23 protein-coding genes are annotated in these 18,181 nt (G+C 40.2%); 5 read left to right on the top strand and 18 right to left on the bottom strand.

Annotated elements, in window-relative coordinates; all coding sequences use genetic code 11:
* Nucleotides 1–116 precede the first annotated feature (116 nt).
* Together gntT and ACE1CI_RS18840 are read left to right on the top strand one after the other, a co-directional pair.
* Nucleotides 117–1,523, top strand: a complete 1,407-nt coding sequence (gene gntT / locus ACE1CI_RS18845; protein WP_496615565.1) for a guanitoxin biosynthesis MATE family efflux transporter GntT — start codon at nt 117–119, stop codon at nt 1,521–1,523.
* A gap of 121 nt (nt 1,524–1,644) precedes the next feature.
* Nucleotides 1,645–1,965, top strand: a complete 321-nt coding sequence (locus ACE1CI_RS18840) for an H-type lectin domain-containing protein (protein WP_413263050.1) — start codon at nt 1,645–1,647, stop codon at nt 1,963–1,965.
* Between the two features lie 91 nt (nt 1,966–2,056).
* On the opposite strand, the gene ACE1CI_RS18835 is transcribed toward ACE1CI_RS18840, so the two are convergent.
* The 4 genes from ACE1CI_RS18835 to ACE1CI_RS18820 form a co-directional block, all read right to left on the bottom strand.
* Nucleotides 2,057–2,533, bottom strand: coding sequence for a DUF29 domain-containing protein (locus tag ACE1CI_RS18835; protein WP_413263049.1), 477 nt, complete (start codon nt 2,531–2,533; stop codon nt 2,057–2,059).
* Nucleotides 2,534–2,615: 82 nt separating this feature from the next.
* Nucleotides 2,616–2,945: a type II toxin-antitoxin system PemK/MazF family toxin gene (locus ACE1CI_RS18830; protein ID WP_459563838.1), complete on the bottom strand. Its 330-nt coding sequence runs from the start codon at nt 2,943–2,945 to the stop codon at nt 2,616–2,618.
* The gene (locus tag ACE1CI_RS18825) at nt 2,933–3,199 is read right to left on the bottom strand and encodes an AbrB/MazE/SpoVT family DNA-binding domain-containing protein (protein WP_413263047.1); all 267 of its coding nucleotides are present in this window, start codon (nt 3,197–3,199) and stop codon (nt 2,933–2,935) included. The genes ACE1CI_RS18830 and ACE1CI_RS18825 overlap by 13 nt, the downstream gene beginning before the upstream one ends.
* Nucleotides 3,200–3,311: 112 nt before the next feature.
* A complete protein-coding gene (locus tag ACE1CI_RS18820; RefSeq protein ID WP_413263046.1) occupies nt 3,312–3,551 on the bottom strand; it encodes a hypothetical protein in 240 nt (79 codons plus the stop codon).
* Nucleotides 3,552–3,605: 54 nt separating this feature from the next.
* On the opposite strand from ACE1CI_RS18820, the gene ACE1CI_RS18815 reads away from it, so the two are divergent.
* Nucleotides 3,606–3,947 (top strand): XisI protein, encoded by a 342-nt coding sequence (locus ACE1CI_RS18815; RefSeq protein WP_413263045.1) that lies wholly within the window; start codon nt 3,606–3,608, stop codon nt 3,945–3,947.
* Nucleotides 3,948–3,998: 51 nt separating this feature from the next.
* On the opposite strand, the gene ACE1CI_RS18810 is transcribed toward ACE1CI_RS18815, so the two are convergent.
* The 6 genes from ACE1CI_RS18810 to ACE1CI_RS18785 all read right to left on the bottom strand — a co-directional run bounded on the left by ACE1CI_RS18810 (nt 3,999) and on the right by ACE1CI_RS18785 (nt 9,155).
* Nucleotides 3,999–4,256, bottom strand: a complete 258-nt coding sequence (locus ACE1CI_RS18810) for a toxin-antitoxin system, antitoxin component, Xre family protein (protein ID WP_413263044.1) — start codon at nt 4,254–4,256, stop codon at nt 3,999–4,001.
* Nucleotides 4,257–4,301: 45 nt separating this feature from the next.
* On the bottom strand, nt 4,302–4,520 hold the full coding sequence (locus ACE1CI_RS18805; RefSeq protein ID WP_413263043.1) for a DUF6887 family protein: 219 nt from the start codon (nt 4,518–4,520) through the stop codon (nt 4,302–4,304).
* 50 nt (nt 4,521–4,570) lie between these two features.
* Complete coding sequence (locus tag ACE1CI_RS18800) at nt 4,571–4,789, bottom strand: hypothetical protein (RefSeq protein WP_413263042.1); 219 nt, start codon at nt 4,787–4,789, stop codon at nt 4,571–4,573.
* A gap of 99 nt (nt 4,790–4,888) precedes the next feature.
* Entirely contained in the window at nt 4,889–5,479 is a 591-nt protein-coding gene (locus ACE1CI_RS18795; protein ID WP_413263041.1) for an SH3 domain-containing protein, read from the bottom strand.
* A 190-nt stretch (nt 5,480–5,669) separates the two neighbouring features.
* On the bottom strand, nt 5,670–8,294 hold the full coding sequence (clpB, locus tag ACE1CI_RS18790; protein ID WP_413263040.1) for an ATP-dependent chaperone ClpB: 2,625 nt from the start codon (nt 8,292–8,294) through the stop codon (nt 5,670–5,672).
* 120 nt (nt 8,295–8,414) lie between these two features.
* Complete coding sequence (locus ACE1CI_RS18785) at nt 8,415–9,155, bottom strand: Uma2 family endonuclease (protein WP_413263039.1); 741 nt, start codon at nt 9,153–9,155, stop codon at nt 8,415–8,417.
* A 216-nt stretch (nt 9,156–9,371) separates the two neighbouring features.
* On the opposite strand from ACE1CI_RS18785, the gene ACE1CI_RS18780 reads away from it, so the two are divergent.
* On the top strand, nt 9,372–11,207 hold the full coding sequence (locus ACE1CI_RS18780) for a WD40 domain-containing protein (RefSeq protein WP_413263038.1): 1,836 nt from the start codon (nt 9,372–9,374) through the stop codon (nt 11,205–11,207).
* Between the two features lie 110 nt (nt 11,208–11,317).
* Here ACE1CI_RS18780 and ACE1CI_RS18775 read toward each other — a convergent pair whose 3' ends face one another.
* The 3 genes from ACE1CI_RS18775 to ACE1CI_RS18765 form a co-directional block, all read right to left on the bottom strand.
* Nucleotides 11,318–12,016 (bottom strand): GntR family transcriptional regulator, encoded by a 699-nt coding sequence (locus ACE1CI_RS18775; protein ID WP_413263037.1) that lies wholly within the window; start codon nt 12,014–12,016, stop codon nt 11,318–11,320.
* Between the two features lie 380 nt (nt 12,017–12,396).
* Nucleotides 12,397–13,803 carry a uracil-xanthine permease family protein gene (locus ACE1CI_RS18770; protein ID WP_413263036.1) on the bottom strand — a complete coding sequence of 469 codons (1,407 nt, stop codon included), beginning with the start codon at nt 13,801–13,803 and terminating at the stop codon, nt 12,397–12,399.
* A 329-nt stretch (nt 13,804–14,132) separates the two neighbouring features.
* Nucleotides 14,133–14,414 carry a hypothetical protein gene (locus ACE1CI_RS18765; protein ID WP_413263035.1) on the bottom strand — a complete coding sequence of 94 codons (282 nt, stop codon included), beginning with the start codon at nt 14,412–14,414 and terminating at the stop codon, nt 14,133–14,135.
* 385 nt (nt 14,415–14,799) lie between these two features.
* Here ACE1CI_RS18765 and ACE1CI_RS18760 point away from each other — a divergent pair, with 385 nt between their 5' ends.
* Complete coding sequence (locus ACE1CI_RS18760; RefSeq protein ID WP_496615563.1) at nt 14,800–15,015, top strand: heavy-metal-associated domain-containing protein; 216 nt, start codon at nt 14,800–14,802, stop codon at nt 15,013–15,015.
* Nucleotides 15,016–15,151: 136 nt separating this feature from the next.
* Here the strand turns inward: ACE1CI_RS18760 and ACE1CI_RS18755 are convergent, their stop codons facing one another.
* The 5 genes from ACE1CI_RS18755 to ACE1CI_RS18735 form a co-directional block, all read right to left on the bottom strand.
* Nucleotides 15,152–15,904: a hypothetical protein gene (locus ACE1CI_RS18755; RefSeq protein WP_413263033.1), complete on the bottom strand. Its 753-nt coding sequence runs from the start codon at nt 15,902–15,904 to the stop codon at nt 15,152–15,154.
* Between the two features lie 9 nt (nt 15,905–15,913).
* The gene (locus tag ACE1CI_RS18750; RefSeq protein WP_413263032.1) at nt 15,914–16,156 is read right to left on the bottom strand and encodes a hypothetical protein; all 243 of its coding nucleotides are present in this window, start codon (nt 16,154–16,156) and stop codon (nt 15,914–15,916) included.
* 9 nt (nt 16,157–16,165) lie between these two features.
* A complete protein-coding gene (locus tag ACE1CI_RS18745; protein WP_413263031.1) occupies nt 16,166–16,837 on the bottom strand; it encodes a putative antibiotic biosynthesis monooxygenase in 672 nt (223 codons plus the stop codon).
* A 194-nt stretch (nt 16,838–17,031) separates the two neighbouring features.
* Nucleotides 17,032–17,505, bottom strand: a complete 474-nt coding sequence (locus ACE1CI_RS18740; protein WP_413263030.1) for a DUF4079 domain-containing protein — start codon at nt 17,503–17,505, stop codon at nt 17,032–17,034.
* 59 nt (nt 17,506–17,564) lie between these two features.
* Nucleotides 17,565–18,140 (bottom strand): hypothetical protein, encoded by a 576-nt coding sequence (locus tag ACE1CI_RS18735; RefSeq protein ID WP_413263029.1) that lies wholly within the window; start codon nt 18,138–18,140, stop codon nt 17,565–17,567.
* Nucleotides 18,141–18,181 lie beyond the last annotated feature (41 nt).

Raw genomic sequence — 18,181 nt, 5'->3', positions numbered from 1 at the left:
TGTAAGGGAATTTATATTGCCAGTGGGATTTTTAATGTAACCAAAGTATCAAAATGCTAGAATTTTCTAATTAAGATAGAATAAACCATAATCAAAATGCTTAGTCAATTAGAAACATGGTTAATTCTGCAAAACCACCTCTAGAACGAAGTCAAACCTTTGAGCTTGATACACTCGAACAACTAGAGAGTGCATCTGCAAAAAGTATTAACTTACCAGAAATTCTGCGGCGTTTTTTTCGACTCGCTGCGATTAATATTCTTTCCAATTTAATGGTACCGCTTTCTGGATTATTAAGCGTTGCTTTTTTGGGACATTTAACAGAAATACGCCACCTTACCGGAGTTACCCTTTCCACAATTTTGTTTAATTATATTTACCGCACCTTGGGATTTTTACGCATGGGTACTACCGGAATGACTGCTCAAGCGGTGGGAAGAGATGACAAAGAAACAGTGATTTTAGTAGGGTTACGTAACGGTTTATTAGCTTTAGGAATGGGGCTAATAATTCTGGTTTTACAATATCCCGTAGAACAACTAGGATTTGCGATTTTAAGTGGTGCAAAAGAAGTAGAAACTTCGGGGATAGACTACTACGAAAGTAGGATTTGGGCAGCACCCGCTACCTTACTTAATTTTGTGTTAATTGGTTGGTTTTTAGGTAGAGAACAAAGCGGCAAAGTGTTATTAATGTCCATCATTGGCAATGGAGGAAATGTAATTTTTGACTATCTATTTATTGTTCGTTTAGGTTGGGAAAGTGCTGGCGCAGGTATGGCAACAACAATTAGTCAGTATTTAATGTTAATCGCAGGAATGATTTTAGTTGCTAGAGAAACTAAGTGGCAAGAAGTGCGATCGTTTTTCGGAAAAATCCTCGACACCAATGCCATGAAAGCTGCCGTAACTCTTAACGGTAACATCTTCATTCGTACCTTCGCCTTTCTTTCCGCCTTTGCGATTTTTACAAACCTAAGCGCAGCTTTTAGCACAGATATATTAGCTGAAAATGCCCTGCTTCTCCAAGTAGTTACTCTAGGGATTTATCTAATTGATGGATTGGCATTTGCTACCGAAAGTTTAGCCGGAATCTTTTTCGGACAAAAAGCTTATCAACAACTAAGCATAGTATTAAGAATTGCCTGTGCCACCAGTTTAGCAACAGGTATTCCTTTAGCTTTAATCTTTATCATCTTTCCTAATGCTATGTTTGGATTGTTAACTAATCATGGCGAATTAATGCAGCTAATAGATACTTACGTTTGGTGGTTATTACCAGTGTTGGGTTTAGGTTCTATTGCTTTCATTTTAGACGGCTACTTTTTAGGTTTAACATCTGGGGCGATTCTTCGTAATGCTGCCTTAATTGCCACATTAATTGGATTTTCTCCCATAGCTTTAATTGCTTGGCATACCCAAAGTAATCATCTTTTGTGGTTAGCTTTAACTTCTTTCATGTTCGTGCGAGTAATTACGCTTTTAAACCAAGTACCAAAAACTTTTATTAAGGATGAGCACTAAAGTCCTCACAACAAACTCCTAGATTATGATATTCTTTGCAGTTGAGTATCCATAGTTACCTGAATTTGATGTCAGGTTAGTAGTTATCAGACAAGTATCGAATTAAGCAAACGAGGCAAATATGGCACAAAAAATCATTTATGGAACCGTCAACGATGATGGCACAAAACAAGGTGGTGAAGGGTTTACTGTGGCATTAGTAGAAGCTGGATTGTATGCGATTACTTTTGCAGAAGCTTTTGCTACTCCTCCTTGTGTAGTTGCTACCCTGAAAGATTGGGGCGCTGATAATCAAATTGTGGTTAAAGATATCAAAGCAGATACATTCCAAGTTACAATCTGGGATTTAGAAGTTAAACAACCTGCTGGCGCAACTGCGGCAAAATTAGAGGTTAGCAAAGAAAAGTCAGCTTTTAATTTCATTGCGATCGGGGAAGGTTAATTGAAAGAGTAAGCGTGGAATTAGCGATCGCTCTACTGTGTTTCAGTGCTTGGGATTAGGTGTGCGATCGCTTCCTAGCAGCAAATTTAATCTAATCATTATCATCTGCAATTAAGTAATCAGAATGCAGGATTTCTGCAACAACAAAAGGCGATTCAACTGGAAACACATCAATTGCTAATCCCGTTTCAGCAGCAGCTAATTCCCTAGCATCTTGGTAGCATTCGTTAAGTATTTCCGCAAAATAAGGTTGCAAACTTGGACTTTCCTTAAAAGCTTTTTTCAGTCTTTGGCGATGCTCAACAATAGTTGCTATCCAACTTTGCGATCGCTTTTCTGGTTGATACCTATACTTAAGAAGGTGCATCAATAAAATTTTGAGATTGCTATAAACCGCCCGTTTCTCACTCCTACCCATGTCTTCAATTTCTTCTAACAAATTAGCAGTATCAAGCAAAGAAACTTGTCCCTCTCGCAGGATTTTAGCGGTTGTTTCTAACCAAAGGTAATAGTCCTGTTCGTATAAAATAGATAGCTGATTCGCAGTTGATGGCAGAAAAGGTGTCATACAAAAGTAATATATTGATTTAACCTATTTTATCGCGAGATCCCCGACTTCTTGAAGAAGTCGGGGATCTGTGTAGATATTATTATTCAGCAAACATTTCAGCCAATGTATCAAGAACTGCTCTTTGCTCATCAGCGTTAATTTTACCAAGCAGTTTTACTAATCGAGCTTTGTCTACTGTACGGATTTGATCGAGAACAATTTGCCCATCTTTTCCCTGAAATTGACAAGCTATTCTTGTGGGATATGCTTGACCTTTCGTAGTCATTGGTGCAACAATTACAGTAGAAATATTGCGGTTCATCTCATCTGGCGAAATCACTACACAAGGTCGAGTTTTCTGAATTTCGCTACCAACTGTAGGATCGAGATTTACTAGGAAAACATCAAAACGGTTGACTACCATTCCCATTCAACTTGATCCCAATTTGTAGTACTAACATCATCTAATAAAATATCATCTTTTTGTTCCGCCATTGCTGCAAAAGCTTCATCCCATCCTACCCGTATTTTTGGTGCAGCACGCACAATTAAGCGATCGCCTTCCACCTCAATTTCTACTTCTTGATCGCTATCAATACAGCTTTGTTCTAACAGAGGTTTGGGAATTCTAATCCCTTGAGAATTGCCGATTTTAACAATTCGAGTTCTAATTGCTGTGCCCATAGTTAGGTTTTTTTATAGTTTTGGTAATTACATTGTATTTACTAAAAGAGCGATCGTCAAGTAATTTAGTGATAATTGACATAGAGCTTTTAATTTGTTGGCGATCGCTTTTTTAAGCTGTCTCACCTTTTATTTGTGGCATTGTCTCAATTAACACTCGAAGCATTCTATTAACTGACTCCGGTGTAGTGAAAACTTCCGCTACATCTTCATCTAAAACCACAACAGTTAACTTCTTTTTTCCACTACGAGAAGCAAAGCGATTAGGTTTTGCTTTCTGATAGTCAAAGTCGTATTCAGGTAAAAGTTCGTTATCAGAATTTGGTGATTCCTCAAAAGGCGTTTTGTGCATAAATTTCACGTTTTCTTAAAGTGACTAAACTGGTGTAGATGATAAAATAAGCTAATGGAAAGAATAGAACAGTATCGTCAATTTATCCGTAAATTGTTAACATCTCATGCTGATTCTGATAATATAAATTCAGAATCAGAGGTTGAATCTCAAGTTGTCTTTGATACAGAAAACGACCATTACCAAGTCTTAGATATTGGTTGGAATGGACTGAAACGAGTTTACAACTGTTTCATTCACATAGATATTAAAGATGGCAAAATCTGGATTCAGCGCAATATGACCGAGGCTGATTTAGCGCAAGAATTAGTAGAAATGGGAGTACCAAAAGAGGATATTGTTTTAGGGTTACATCCACCTTATAAACGCCCTTATACGGGATATGGCGTTGCTTAGAGGGTGTGCGAAGAACGCTTACTCAGCTTGATGAAGATAACATCACCGAATTTATAACTGGTCATATTCAGCATCTTCTGAGTTATCCCAGACCTTTTTAAAAGCGTTTTCCGAAAGTTTACTTGCTGATTTGACTAAACTATTTTCTTCATCTCGTTGACAAATAAAATCTACAAAATCCAATACTTCCATCACCTTTTCCGGCGATAAACTGCGGATTTTTTCAATTAGCAGCTGTTCGGTATCATTGTAATAGCCTGGACTATATGGGTTTTTTACAGATAGGGAGAAATCATACTCTTCTTTCATGGTACAAATCAGGTATTGTTTACATTGCAAGTTTGAAAGTTAGGCTTATTCATCATTGTTATTTTGATAATCCTGCATTTGCTGAAGAATAGCTGCAAGCAGCTTAATGTCAAAATCAGGATCTCCTATTTTAGTGATGACTTTACGTGGGCGCTGATTGCGTCTATCTAAATATGCTTGAAGTGCAGCTTTGTCATCTTTATGAGCGAGAAAGTATTGCTTCAACTCTCGATCGGACATCCCATCATAATTAACTTTGCTCATTAATTTACCTCCCCTTATGAAGTAATTTTAATTTCAATCTCTTCTCTGAATCAATTGGGAGGGATAGGTTGAGATGCTTTGTTCTCCTTGGCAATTCTAATTAAAAACCTAAGTGCTTCATTCACTGACTCTGAATTGGGAAACACTTCCGCAACATCGGGATCTAAACGAATTGTTGTTACACCAAAATTTTTTCGTCCAGAACCTAATTTTCTGACACGCAAACTATGTAAATCGTATTCAGAACGCAATTCATCTTCGGTTTCCATCAAATTAGATTCTGCCTTTTCTTGATTGCACTCAAATTTTACACTAAAAACAAAAACTGATAATTTTAGAATTACCCAGGCACTAGCAAGAAAAATTTATCACAAAAGCCTAACAAAATTGCCTCTAATCCAACCTATAGCTCCTGACCGGGGAAACTGTACTTGATACCAGATGTAGCCATCCTCGCCATTAGCTTGACGTAAAACCCTGACTCGATCGCCAATTAATCCATACCCAAGATACCTTGAATTTGCACTTGGAGCAGACCGAAGGTTAATCTTTGACCCTGAATCATTTCCAGTAAGAACTGCTTCTCCAGAGCGGCGACTTTGTACTCTTCTTTGTTGAGGTTTACCGCAGACAATTCCAGTGCCAGGTTTATTACAATTACGTATCAGAAAATTATTAAGTTGTCCATCATATACCACTCCACCAATTCTCACACCATACTGACATAGCGAGTTTATTACACACCCTTCTCCAGCAAAAGAAGTAAAATCAATTGCGTCAATATAATAGATACCATCGGTCAATGGATCTCCAGTTACAACAATTCGACCTCGCTGTTGCAACTTAGCAATAACAGCTTGTAACCAAGAAGCATGAGCTTCACTAGCAAAGAAAATCGACAATAAACTAAGTAAAATTAGAGCGCCTGTTCTTGCATATCTTCTTGAAGAATATCTCATTAGAGTATACCATTCTTAATAACTTAATTTTTTTTGATAGTAGCTATTGTACTCGAACTCATCTGTTGCAATGATAAATTTAAGCTTTTTGTTATATCTTTGAGATGTCTTGTCATCACAACACGCGAATAAACAAACCCCACCCAAATATAAATTCAGGTGGGTTAATTAATCACTATCTAACTAAAAATTAACTCGATTTAACCGTCAACAACTCCTGCGGTAAACGCTTAAACGCCAAACGTTCATTTTCCACATCTACAAAAATGGTATCGCCATCAGTAAATTCACCGCGCAAAATTGCTTTGGCAATTTGAGTTTCTAACTCTCTTTGAATTGCTCTCTTTAACGGACGTGCGCCATAAACAGGATCGTATCCTACATCTGCTAAGAAATCTAATGCAGAATCGGAGAGTTTGAGAGACATTTTACGATCGCTCAACCGTCGCCCCAACCTTTGCACCTGCAACTGCACAATCTTCCGCAATTCTTGTTTGTTCAAACCGTGGAAGATGATCATTTCATCAATCCGGTTAAGGAATTCTGGACGGAAACTATTTCGCATTGCTTCCATCACTCTTCCCCGCATTTCATCATAACGGGAATCATCACCAGCAACATCTAAAATGTATTGCGAACCGATGTTGCTAGTCATGATAATTACAGTATTCTTGAAGTCTACTGTATGACCTTGAGCATCAGTAACTCGTCCATCATCCAAAATTTGCAACATTACATTGAAAACATCTGGATGAGCTTTTTCAATTTCATCAAACAAGATTACTGCATAAGGACGGCGACGAATTGCTTCTGTTAACTGTCCACCTTCGTCATATCCAACATACCCTGGAGGCGCACCAATTAACCGCGAAACGGCGTGTTTCTCCATGTATTCAGACATATCAATTCGCACCAAAGCTTCTTCGGTATCGAATAAATATGCTGCTAATGCTTTCGCTAATTCGGTTTTACCAACACCTGTTGGACCGAGGAAAATAAAGCTAGCGGTAGGACGATTTGGATCTGCTAAACCTGCGCGAGAACGGAGAATTGCATCAGCAACAGCTGTTACTGCTTCATCTTGTCCAACTACTCGTTTGTGCAATTCATCTTCCAAATGCAGCAGTTTTTCCATTTCAGATTCCACTAGTTTACTGATAGGAATTCCTGTCCATTTGGAAATAATTTCCGCGATGTCTGCTTCGGTGACTTCTTCTCGCAACAGTGATTTACCACTCTTTTGAGTTTGTGCAAGTCTGGTTTCTGCTGCTTCTAATTTGTGTTGCAGTTCGATTAGTTTACCGTATTTCAACTCAGCAGCGCGGTTTAAATCGTAATTCCGTTCTGCTTGTTGAACTTCTAAGTTAACTTTATCGATCGCTTCCTTAATCCCCTGAATCTCAACAATAACATCTTTTTCAGACTGCCATTGAGCATTTAATGTGCTTTGTTCTTCTTTGAGATCTGCGAGTTCTTTTTCTAATCTTTCCAACCTTTCTCTAGAAGCTGCATTGCTTTCTTTTTGCAATGACAATCTTTCCATTTCTAGTTGTAAGATTTTCCGATCGACTTCATCAAGTTCTTCCGGTTTAGAAGTAATTTCCATCTTCAACCTTGCAGCAGCTTCATCTACTAAGTCGATCGCCTTATCGGGTAAAAAGCGATCGCTAATATACCGAATAGAAAGTGTCGCCGCAGCAACTAAAGCACTATCAGAAATTTTTACCCCGTGATGAACTTCGTAACGTTCCTTCAAACCTCGGAGAATAGAAACAGTATCTTCAACACTTGGTTGATCGACATAAACTTGTTGGAAACGTCGTTCTAATGCCGCATCTTTTTCGATATATTTACGATATTCATCCAAAGTAGTTGCACCGATACAACGCAACTCACCTCTCGCCAACATTGGTTTTAGCAAGTTACCTGCATCCATCGCGCCTTGAGTCGCACCAGCACCAACAACGGTGTGAATTTCGTCAATAAACAGAATAATATTACCTTGAGAATCGGTAACTTCTTTTAATACTGCTTTCAGACGTTCTTCAAATTCACCCCGATATTTAGCACCAGCAATTAATGCTCCCATATCAAGACCAATTAATGTTCGATCTTGCAAAGATTGGGGAACATCTCCGCTGACAATTCGTTGTGCTAAACCTTCCACAATTGCGGTTTTTCCTACCCCAGGTTCACCAATTAAAACGGGGTTATTCTTAGTTCTGCGGGAAAGGATTTGAATTGTGCGGCGAATTTCATCATCGCGTCCAATTACAGGGTCTAGTTTACCTGTTCTTGCTAGGTCTGTGAGGTCACGACCGTATTTTTCTAATGATTGATATTTTCCTTCTGGGTTTTGATCGGTCACTTTTTGACTGCCTCTGACTTGTGCGATCGTATTTCTCAGTTTAGCTTCGTCTAGTTTAAATTCTTGGAATAACCCTTTGCCAAAACGATCGTCTTGAGCAAAAGCTAAGAACAAATGTTCGATCGAAATGAATTCATCCTGAAACTCTTTCCGATAGTTATCTGCTCTATCTAACAGAGTATCAACACTGCGACTCCAATAAACAGAACTACCACCAGAAACCTTCGGTTGGCGGCGAATGAAATCATCAGTGTAATCTCTAACTCGCTGTACGTTAATTCCAGCTTTATTCAAAATGCTGGTGACTAAACCTTCCTGTTCCAGCAGCGATTTCATCAAATGTTCACTTTCAATATACTGCTGCCCAGTTGTTTTTACAATATCTGGGGTGCGAGCTAACGCTTCCCAAGCTTTTTCTGTAAATTGATTAGGGTTATTTGGTTGCATTCTTCTTTATTCCCCTATTTAGCTATACTCACTTTTTCGTCTACAGGTATTGTAGAAAAGTTGACACAATTAGCAGGATCGGTGTTTACACCTTTTTTTATCGGTATTGCCGTAGAAAAATTATTCCTCTGGGTCGATGCCTAACTCTCTTAATTTTGCAGCTAGACGTTCTGCTCGTTGCCGTTCTCGTTCGGCAATTTGCCGTTCTCTTTCTGCACGTTCCGCACCTGTTAATAGCAGATTCCCATCTAAATCCCACCAGCGTAACCAAGGCAACTCCATATTTTGATATTGTCCTTGCCAAATTCCCAACTCAACCCCCAACTGTGCAATTGGATAATGTCCGCGTTCATTGACACTAAGTAATTCAAAGCGATTTTCGATTAAATGATAAACTTCTACACTCGCTTTTCTCACTTCATAAATTCCATAAAATGCTGGACCAATTACCTGTTCATAAACCCAAAATTTGCCTTCTATTGGTGTTCTATCTCGTTCTTCTGTGCCATCCCCAGAAACAAATTCTAAAACAATTAAAGGCGGGAGAAATTCTTGCCACATCACATAAGAACGGCGTGTCTCACCATTGAGCATTGGCGGTACATTTGGTACATAAAACCAATCAGGTGCTTCTGCGCCTCGTTCTGGTGGCTCGGTGATACGCCAATATATGCCACAATCTTGACCAATACAGTATTGTCCATCAGGATGAATTGTTTGCAAAATTGGTTCAATTGAATCAGTTAAGAGTATACTTTGGGGGTGTTCTTGGAAATTTTTCACGAAAGTACCATTTGATTCTGGTAGTTGGGTATGATCGGGCCATTCATTAATTATTTCTGATGTAAAAGCCGAAGTCATTTGATTTTATATTTTGAATTTTATTAATTAGCAATTATATCAACTTATTCCGAAAATTTCCCTTTATTCCTGGTACACCTTATGTTCCCCATGCCCTGTTCAGGAGTTCCCTCTTGCCTAAAACTAAAAAATTCCCTCAAAAAAACATCCAAGTGCTGTTCGCAACTATCCTAGTAGGCATTACCATTATTTCAAGCCGCTTAATTCTTATCAGGTATGAGCTATTGCCTCAACCCTTTCTGTAAAAAGCCCCAAAACCGCGATGAAGCAAAGACTTGTCCCACTTGTGGATCGGAGTTGTTTCTGAGAAAACGCTACAGAGCCGTTCGCCCAATTGGTGAAGGGGCTTTTAGTAGGAGCTTTTTGGCTGAAGATACAGACAGGTTAAACTCTCAGTGCGTCATCAAGCAATTTTTGCCGTTACCGCAAATTCAAAACAATAACTCGGCAATGGCGAAAACTACCCAAATGTTTGAACAGGAGGCGCGACAATTACTACATTTGGGGGAACAACATCCCCAAGTTCCCGCGCTCTATGCTTATTTTGAAGAGGATAAACGCCTATATTTGGTTAATCAATATGTCGAAGGGCAGGATTTATCCCAGCTATTGCAAGAACAGGGTGCTTACAACGAACAACAAATTCGTGAATTGTTACATGATATTTTACCTGTGTTGCAATTTGTGCATAATCGTCAGGCAATTCATCGAGATATTAAACTGACGAATATTATTAGGAGAAAGAACGATCGCAAACACATCCTCATCGATTTTGGCATTTCCCGACAGTTAACTGATAACAAACTCACCCCGATTCGGTTTAATTACGCTACCGAAGGATACGCACCTTTAGAACAGTTGCGCGGTGGCAGAATCTATCCTGCTAGCGACCTTTATAGTTTAGGTATTGTTTGCATTCAACTATTAACCCAAGCTGCTCTTGATGAACTTTATAATCCCATTGAAGGCGGTTGGGTATGGCGAGATTATTTGCGGCGTTTGGGTGCAGATGTTAGCGATCAGCTTTATCAAGTTTTAGATAAACTGCTCAAAGATTCCTTAAAAAAACGCTATCAATCGGCAACAGAAGTACTTAAAGAATTGTACACTGAAGGTTGGAGAAAAACTGTTATCCCGCCTAATTCAGGAACCACAATCCCGATCCGTAATTGGCGATGTGTGAGCAATTTAGTAGAACATTCAGATACCGTTACTTGTCTTAATTTTAGCCCTAATGCACTGATGTTGGTAAGTGGTAGTGCTGATAAAACTATTAAACTTTGGAAATCAGGTAATGGTAGACTAATTTCTACAATTAACGCCCACTCAGATACAGTTGCTTGTCTAGCAATTAGTCCAGATGGCAAAATCTTAGCTTCTGGTAGTGCTGATTGCACTATTAAATTGTGGCAATTGGGTAATGGTAATTTAATTCGCACTCTCACAGGGCATTCTGTAACTATTTTTACCTTAGCTTTTACTCCTAATGGCGAAGTTTTGGTTAGTGGTAGTGGTGATGGAAATATTAAATTGTGGCAGGTGAGTACTGGTAAATTACTCAATACTTTAACCGGACATTCGGACTTTGTAGAATCGATCGTCATTACTCCAGATGGAAAAACCCTCGCTAGTGCAAGTTGGGATAATACAATCAAAATTTGGGATCTCTATAGCGGTAGATTAATAAATACTCTTAATGGTCATTCTGGCTCAATTTGGGCGATCGCACTCAGTCCCGATGGCGAACTTTTAGCCAGTATCAGTGGCGATAACACCATTAAACTCTGGCAGTTGAGTAGCGGAAAATTACTCAATACTCTGACAAGTAGTTCCGGCTCTGTTTGGTCGATCGCCTACAGTCCCAACGGCGAAACGATCGCCTGTGATAGTGGCGATAATACCATCAAAATTTGGCAAGTCGAGCAAGGTAAACTACTCCGCACTCTCAGCGGTCATTCCGCCCAAGTTCGCTCTCTCGCCTTTAGTCCCGATGGCAAAATTTTAGCCTCTGGTAGTGACGATCGCACCATTAAGCTGTGGCGACATGAGTAGTGTGGGGACTGGGGACTGGGGACTGGGGACTGGGGACTGGGGAAGTTTATTAACTCAAAACTCAAAACTCAAAACTCTCTCACTCCCCTAACCCCTAACCCCTTCTAAATCTAGGTTGCTGTGTCCGAGAGAATGATTTGTAATTCTTGAACTACCCGATCTTTAGCAGCTTGGAGATGACCGATCGCAGCTTCTACAGCTACTTCTGAGTTGCGTTGGGCGATCGCTTCATATATATAAAGATGTTCGGTCCGAATATCTAACACGCTCTGATTCTGCTGTATCGTTTGGATTCTCAACAGCATCATTTTGTCAAAAATCTGGTCTAACATTCCTTGCAGCCACAAGTTACCAGACATTTCCGCAATCAGACGATGAAATTGATAATCTAAATCCAGCAGTTGAAAGTTTAACAGTGGTGAAGGCTTCGTATCTGTTAACTTCTCCGATTTCTGTAATAAACGTTGCAGTTTTCGCAGTTGAGCAGCCGTTACATTGTCACAAGCTGCGGTCACGGAAACCCGCTCCAAAGCAATCCGACACTCATACAGTTGTGCTGCATCTTCCGCAGAGAAAATTGCTACTTTTAATCCTTGATCTCCATCGGTCATTACCAATGATTCTCGCAGCAATTGCGCCAATGCTTCTCGAATAGGCGTGCGGCTAACCTGTAAATCTCTAGCCAGTTGCGCTTCAACCAACCGTTGACCAGGAGCTAACTCACCCGACAAAATCATCTTTCGTAGTGATTGATAAGCTTGTTCCTTCAACGGCTGATTTCGCTGAAGTGATTTAGGAAACCGGGACAAACACCTACTCCTTAATTTGTTGCAAGCAAAATTTTAGCGATTCTAATCTTAATACTACAGGTAATGTCATCACTACATAATATTTATTTACAGTACTCACCAAGTATTTGTAATTTTTGACACAGAAAATTTTGTTTTTTCATGTAAAAACTATTAGAGATTTACGCTCGACTCGAAGCCATTGGCTTTTGTGGGGATGAACAATACAAGAAAACCCTCAGCAAAAGACTTTTCCCAAATCCAACCCATAAAACTAGCCCCAGTGACAGGTCAAGCAGACGCTAATCAACTAGGGCTAACCCTAAACCTACAAATTACTAACAAATAAGTTTTGCACAGTACGTTTCCTGACGTAGTTGGCGAGTAGAGTAATGAAGCTACTAACGCTCCATACTTCTGGGCAACAACCAATTTAAAAGAACAGCAGACAGTCCGCCAGTGGCAGTAGCAGAGGAAAAAAGATTTTGGAATAAGGCAGGTTTATTGGTAAAAATTTCGGGAACGTAGACTACGCCCAAGCCCAACGCCAGGGAAACTGCAATGATCATTAAATCACGACGACCAATTTCTACGGAAGAGACAATATCAATCCCAGCTACAGCGATCGCACCAAACATTACCACTGTTGCTCCCCCAAGTACAGGCTGCGGCAAGGATTGAAACAGACCAGCCACAATCGGAACTAAACCCAGAAGTGATAAAATTCCAGCAATGAAAAATCCCACATAGCGGCTGCCAACACCTGTCATTTGGATGACACCATTGTTTTGGCTAAATGTGGTGACTGGAAAAGTGTTGAACAATGCTGCTACTAAACAATTTATGCCATCCCCCAAAATGCCGCCTTTGATACGTCGCATGAAAAGGCTACCTTCTACGGGTTGTCCGGTAATAGATGAAGTTGCTGTCAGGTCGCCAATAGTTTCTATTGAAGTGAGAATGTAAAGCAGCACAAATGGAATAAAGGAAATAAAATCAAAACTCATACCGTAGCGCAAAGGCAAGGGGAGAGTGATTACTGGCAGTTGGCTAAAGATGCTGAAGTCTACTAACCCCAGGAATATTGAGACAATGTAGCCCACGAGTAAGCCAATGCCGATCGCACCCATTCTCAAATAACGATTGCCTGTTGCATTCATTATGATAATCGTACCCAGTACCAAACCGGATAAAAGCAGATTTTGTGTACTACCAAAGGTGCCATTTTTCTGTGCGGCAATTCCTCCCGCCATGCTGATCATGCCTGTTTTAATTAGGCTCAAGCCAATAATCATCACTACCGTTCCAGAAACAACTGGAGTAATGATCCGGCCAGCAAGGTGCAAAAAGCGACTAAAGAAAATTTGCACAAATGCCCCAACAAAGCAAACTCCAAAAATTCTGGCTAGGGCATCTTGGGGAGTCCCACCAGCTTGGGTGATCGCCGTTCCCACGCCAATGATCGAGCCTAAAAAGGCAAAACTAGTACCCTGAAGGCTAAGTAAACCAGACCCTACCACACCAAACCGTTTGACTTGGAGAAAGGTTGCTAATCCAGAAACAAACAACGACATACTAATGATATAGATAGTTTCTGTAGGCGGAAGCCCAATTGTGGTGCCGATGATCAACGGAGGGGTAATAATTCCTACAAATGCTGCTAGTACGTGCTGAATCGCAACAAAAATCGCTTCCGGTACTGGTGGACGATCGTCCAGACCATAAATCAATTTGCTACTCGTAGCTACTTGCTCTATGGGTGCTTCTTGCCCTATGCCCTCAATCGACACTTCGTCGAACTTTGCCATGACTTCTCCTATTAGTACACAAGGAACAGAAAGAAGGGGTTATTTATATGGAGAGGACTGCCTCTCTGTAATCAAGCTTGATTGTGCTTAATAGATGGCTTCATCTCACACGCAGCTGGTGCCAGCTTCGCTATTTACTGACATACTTCAGTTTCCAGAACTTTCGGGCTGTACTTTCCCTTATTTTTTGGAACTATGAAGCCAAACTTTCGTATACGGTATACCATTAAAAGCATTGATTTTGTACTCTGAGTTACATTAAATTTACTTCCGCAAAAAGATCCCCGACTTCTTGAAGAAGTCGGGGATCTAAGAACATCTAAGAACTGTTAATTTATTAACACCCAGAATCGCTGTAGTGAATTAGAGGGAGACTTTTCTCCTTCACCAAATTCGTTTAATGACCAACAGCGATCGAGATATTCGACTCGTTGCTCCTCAACTAACTCATCAATGAGTAGACCAAGTAAAGGTCGCCAGAGCAAATTTAGCCCAGAAGCAAAATGATTAGGGCGCTCTACAGGATTAGAAGCGGACTCTGGAATCAGTTCGAGTTGTTTATAAACTTCCCACCCAGAGCCATTTGTTGAACTATGGTTTAAGAATTTCATGGTTGAACCTCCTCAATTTGCATTGCAGGAGGCACATCCAAACCTGTCACCATACATCGCAATTAACGAATTACGATTGTATGTCCGAATCTTTTTCTGTGCCTTACGCTACATTTTATAATTTCATTATAACACTGGCGAGAAGTTACGGATGAATAAATGGTATAAAGAAGACCTCGCTTATATTCACGATTGCTACGGTCAGTTTGCTTTACCTCATGCCCATGTCGCTTTTGTGGCAAAAAAGCCTCTAACGAGGAATTAACAACAAATCTAGTTTTTTTTCTTCCCAATGACTAATTCCTAATGATAGATGCCACACTCCCAATCCATCTCTAATGTTAAGAAAAACTTTTTGTTATTAGGAAGGAATTGAAATCTATCTATGTCTTTGAAATTAAACGTTCCCACTCTTACCAATTCGCAAGAAGCACAAAAACTGACTGATGCTATTGCCACAGTAGATCCCACTGCCAAGGTAGAAGTAGATGTAGAATCCAAAACCGTTACTGTAGATTCATCTGATTCTAATAAACCCGTTGCTTCTGAAGAGTCAATTAAACAAACCATTACTGCCACTGGACATTCCCTTAAAGAATAACTAATATCTTCTCCCTCTTTTCTCTGTGTCCTCTGTGTCTGGAGCGGTTTATAAAACTATAAAAAGAAAGGGTTTACGTAGAATGTAGAGACGTTGTATACAACGTCTCTACAGCATAGCTACAGATCGATCGCAATTAATCCTCCTCTTTCACCTCAGCTGGGATAATATTGACAACGTTATAAAGGTGCTGTTCGTTGTCTGCTAAAGCAACTAAATCGCTGCTAGGTTCGATCGCCACAGGCTCACCCAAATCCGGGAACAAAGCACTACAATTCCAGTTAGTCAGAAGGGCAATTTGTTCGTTTTCTACACCTTTGAGAAGAAGAACAGATTGAGGAATAGGTTGCTTTTGAAGCAGTGCGGGAATCATTTCTTGAACTTGGGAGAGAATTTGCGATCGCTCATCAGGATTCTTCGCCGTAAACTGAGTAAATTGAACCACAGCTTCTTTCCCTCGCAATGCTGGAGTAGCGCCGTTAATTCCTGTCTGAACAGAGACAACTTCAAAAATTAAAGTGCGAGTTGGTGCAGGGGGTGTAGATGCAGAAGTCGAGGTAGTAGTTGGCGCAGGGGTGTAAGCTTGATAGCTGGCTAAATCTTGCCATTGAGAAAAGGCGATCGTCTGTTTACCATCTTGACTTTGAAACATCGAAGAACCCTTAAATCCAGCGGCTTTTTTCATCAGCTTATTACTGATTTTTAGAGATTTTCCCAGACTTTTCTGAGCAGGAAATGAGGTTTCGTAAATAGCTGCAACTTCAATTGTGCCACTCGCCGCCTCAAATTCCAGAGCTTTCTTACCTCCCGCTTGTGCAGGAATAGAGAAAGTTAACGAAATTCCCAAAACTAGCAAGCAAGTAAAGATTAATTTTAACCGTTTAAGCATAAGATTCCTTCAAATAAAACCTTTAATTAATCGGGCGAAATATTGCGGCAAATGACTGATTTCAAACCATAATTGTTTGGGACTAATGCCGAAAACATATTGCAGCACTAGAACGATCGCCACAATAGTTAAAATTGTTCCTAAACCCACATTGAGCACGCGCAAGAGTAGCCGCAATAGTAGTAGTGAAACTGCGATCGCACCAACGAGTAACACAACTTGGGGATCGATCGACTCCATTAAAGCATCCATGAAAACTCCTCAAAATTGATTAAAGAAAACCACCATACATCCCATTGCTGCGATAACAATTGTTAATCCCCAAATCTCCGTTTTCCAAGAATAACGCCGATAGCTAGGGCGCAACCAAAAACTGAACATTCGAGAAATTATTGGCATAACTGCCAAAGTTAAAATTGAGGATGTAATCAAATTATTGATCAACATTGAACTAGCAAGCGACCAAGATTGCATAATGCCGAGATTTGTAAACAATCGCGATTGCAGCATAATGATTGGATACAACCCCAATACCACCGATAAAATTTGCTTCCAAGGTGGAGGTTCTAAATTATTTTCCTCAGAACCAGAACTTTGAGAAAACCAACCTTCTAACCCAGTGGTAAAGGATTTAAAACGATAGGCGCGAAAGATTTCTTGTCCAGCTTCTAATAGTCGTTTGCGATCGTCAGACTTAATCCAATCATGCAAATGTGCTGGCGAATCGAAATGGATAATCGTATACCATTTGACCACATCATCTTTACAGGGTAAAGGTGGACAGCGATCCGATCGCACAAATCCCACCTGCTTTTTTGCCACCTGAATCACAGAGTTATGCCACCTCTGAAAGACAACATCTTTCCCCTTCGGAACAATATGTTCCGTCACCAAAGTGCTATAAAAGATTCGTTCGATCGGAGGTTTCGGCATTTTCCTTTGGTTTTAGGGACTGGGGATTGGGGACTGGGGACTGGGGACTGGGGATTGGGGATTGGGGATTGGGGATTGGGGATTGGGGAGATGGGGGGACAAGGGGACAAGGAGAATATTAATTAACTCAAAACTCAAAACTCAAAACTCAAAACTTTCCCAGTCCCCAATCCCCAGTCCCCAGTCCCCAATCCCTACCCCAGTATGTCGTTGACAAGTTTCTGGACAATTTGCAGACCTGTGTAGGTTTGGGCTAGAACTAAGCCAATCATGGTAGTGGCGATCGTAATATGTGCAATTCTCGCCCACTCTTGCCCTTGTTGCATTAAAGGTGCAAATGCAGCTGCGATCGCTACTACAGCGATCGAGGATAATCCTAAAAGTAGGTGCGGACTAACAAATAGCTTATGGAAAAGGGTGTAGGTTGCTGCCATACCACCAATACCACCTACAATCCAAAGGGCAAGCAAAATCGAAGCAAATTGAAAGTGTCTTTGGTTGAATTTTCCCTTGATTAGTTCCTTTTTTACATCTTTGTCAGCAGTACGAGTTCGTCTTACTTGCCAACCTAAGTACAGTGCATAAAATGCACCTGCTAGTGTTCCCAACATCAACAATGGGTGAGAGAAAGCAATCAGAGATTTCAAAATAATAGAGTCGCTATTCATCAGTTTTCAGTCAACAAACGATTGAATTATTCTTAAAGTGTTTCACAACAATGCAGTAACTAATCTTCTTTTTTGCCAGCCTTGATTTTTTCGCCAATAGTTTCTGGAGTTGGCATAAAGGCTTCTTTCTTTTTAATGCCAGCCTCGATTTTCTCCTTAACTCCCTCTGGTAAATCAGTTCCTTTGCCTTTGAATCCAGCAGTAATTTTGTCAGTAATTTCCTCGGTAGTTGGCATCATCATTTCTTTCTTCTTCAAGAATATTTGCTTTTTCTGCTCTGGTGTTAAAGAAGCAAAAGCATCTTTTTTGGAAACTGACTTGAGCAAGGTTTTTAGCTGCATTTTCTGATCTAAAGTCAGCGTCAGCGATTTAAACGCTTTACGAAAAGTTTTACCATTAGCAATTTCTGTTTGGAACTGCTCCTTTTGTTCGGGGGTAAATATCTTTTCCAACTGGGGTATAATCTCTGTTTCCAGTTGTGTTATAAAATCTTTAGTTAATGGAGCCGATGTATCTGCAAGGTAGAAATTTGGCATTCCCAGCATATTACTCGGACTGGCATTAGCTGGACTGGCTACGATGAGATTTAGGAATACGATCGCACCGACAATTATTGACACTAACAAACGTTTCATCGCTATTTTCTTCCGAGTAACTAACAAATAATCAGACAAGT

Source organism: Floridaenema flaviceps BLCC-F50 (assembly GCF_041929275.2).
Classification (GTDB): Bacteria; Cyanobacteriota; Cyanobacteriia; order Cyanobacteriales; family Aerosakkonemataceae; genus Floridanema; species Floridanema flaviceps.
This window is presented reverse-complemented; position numbering and strand designations above follow the sequence as displayed.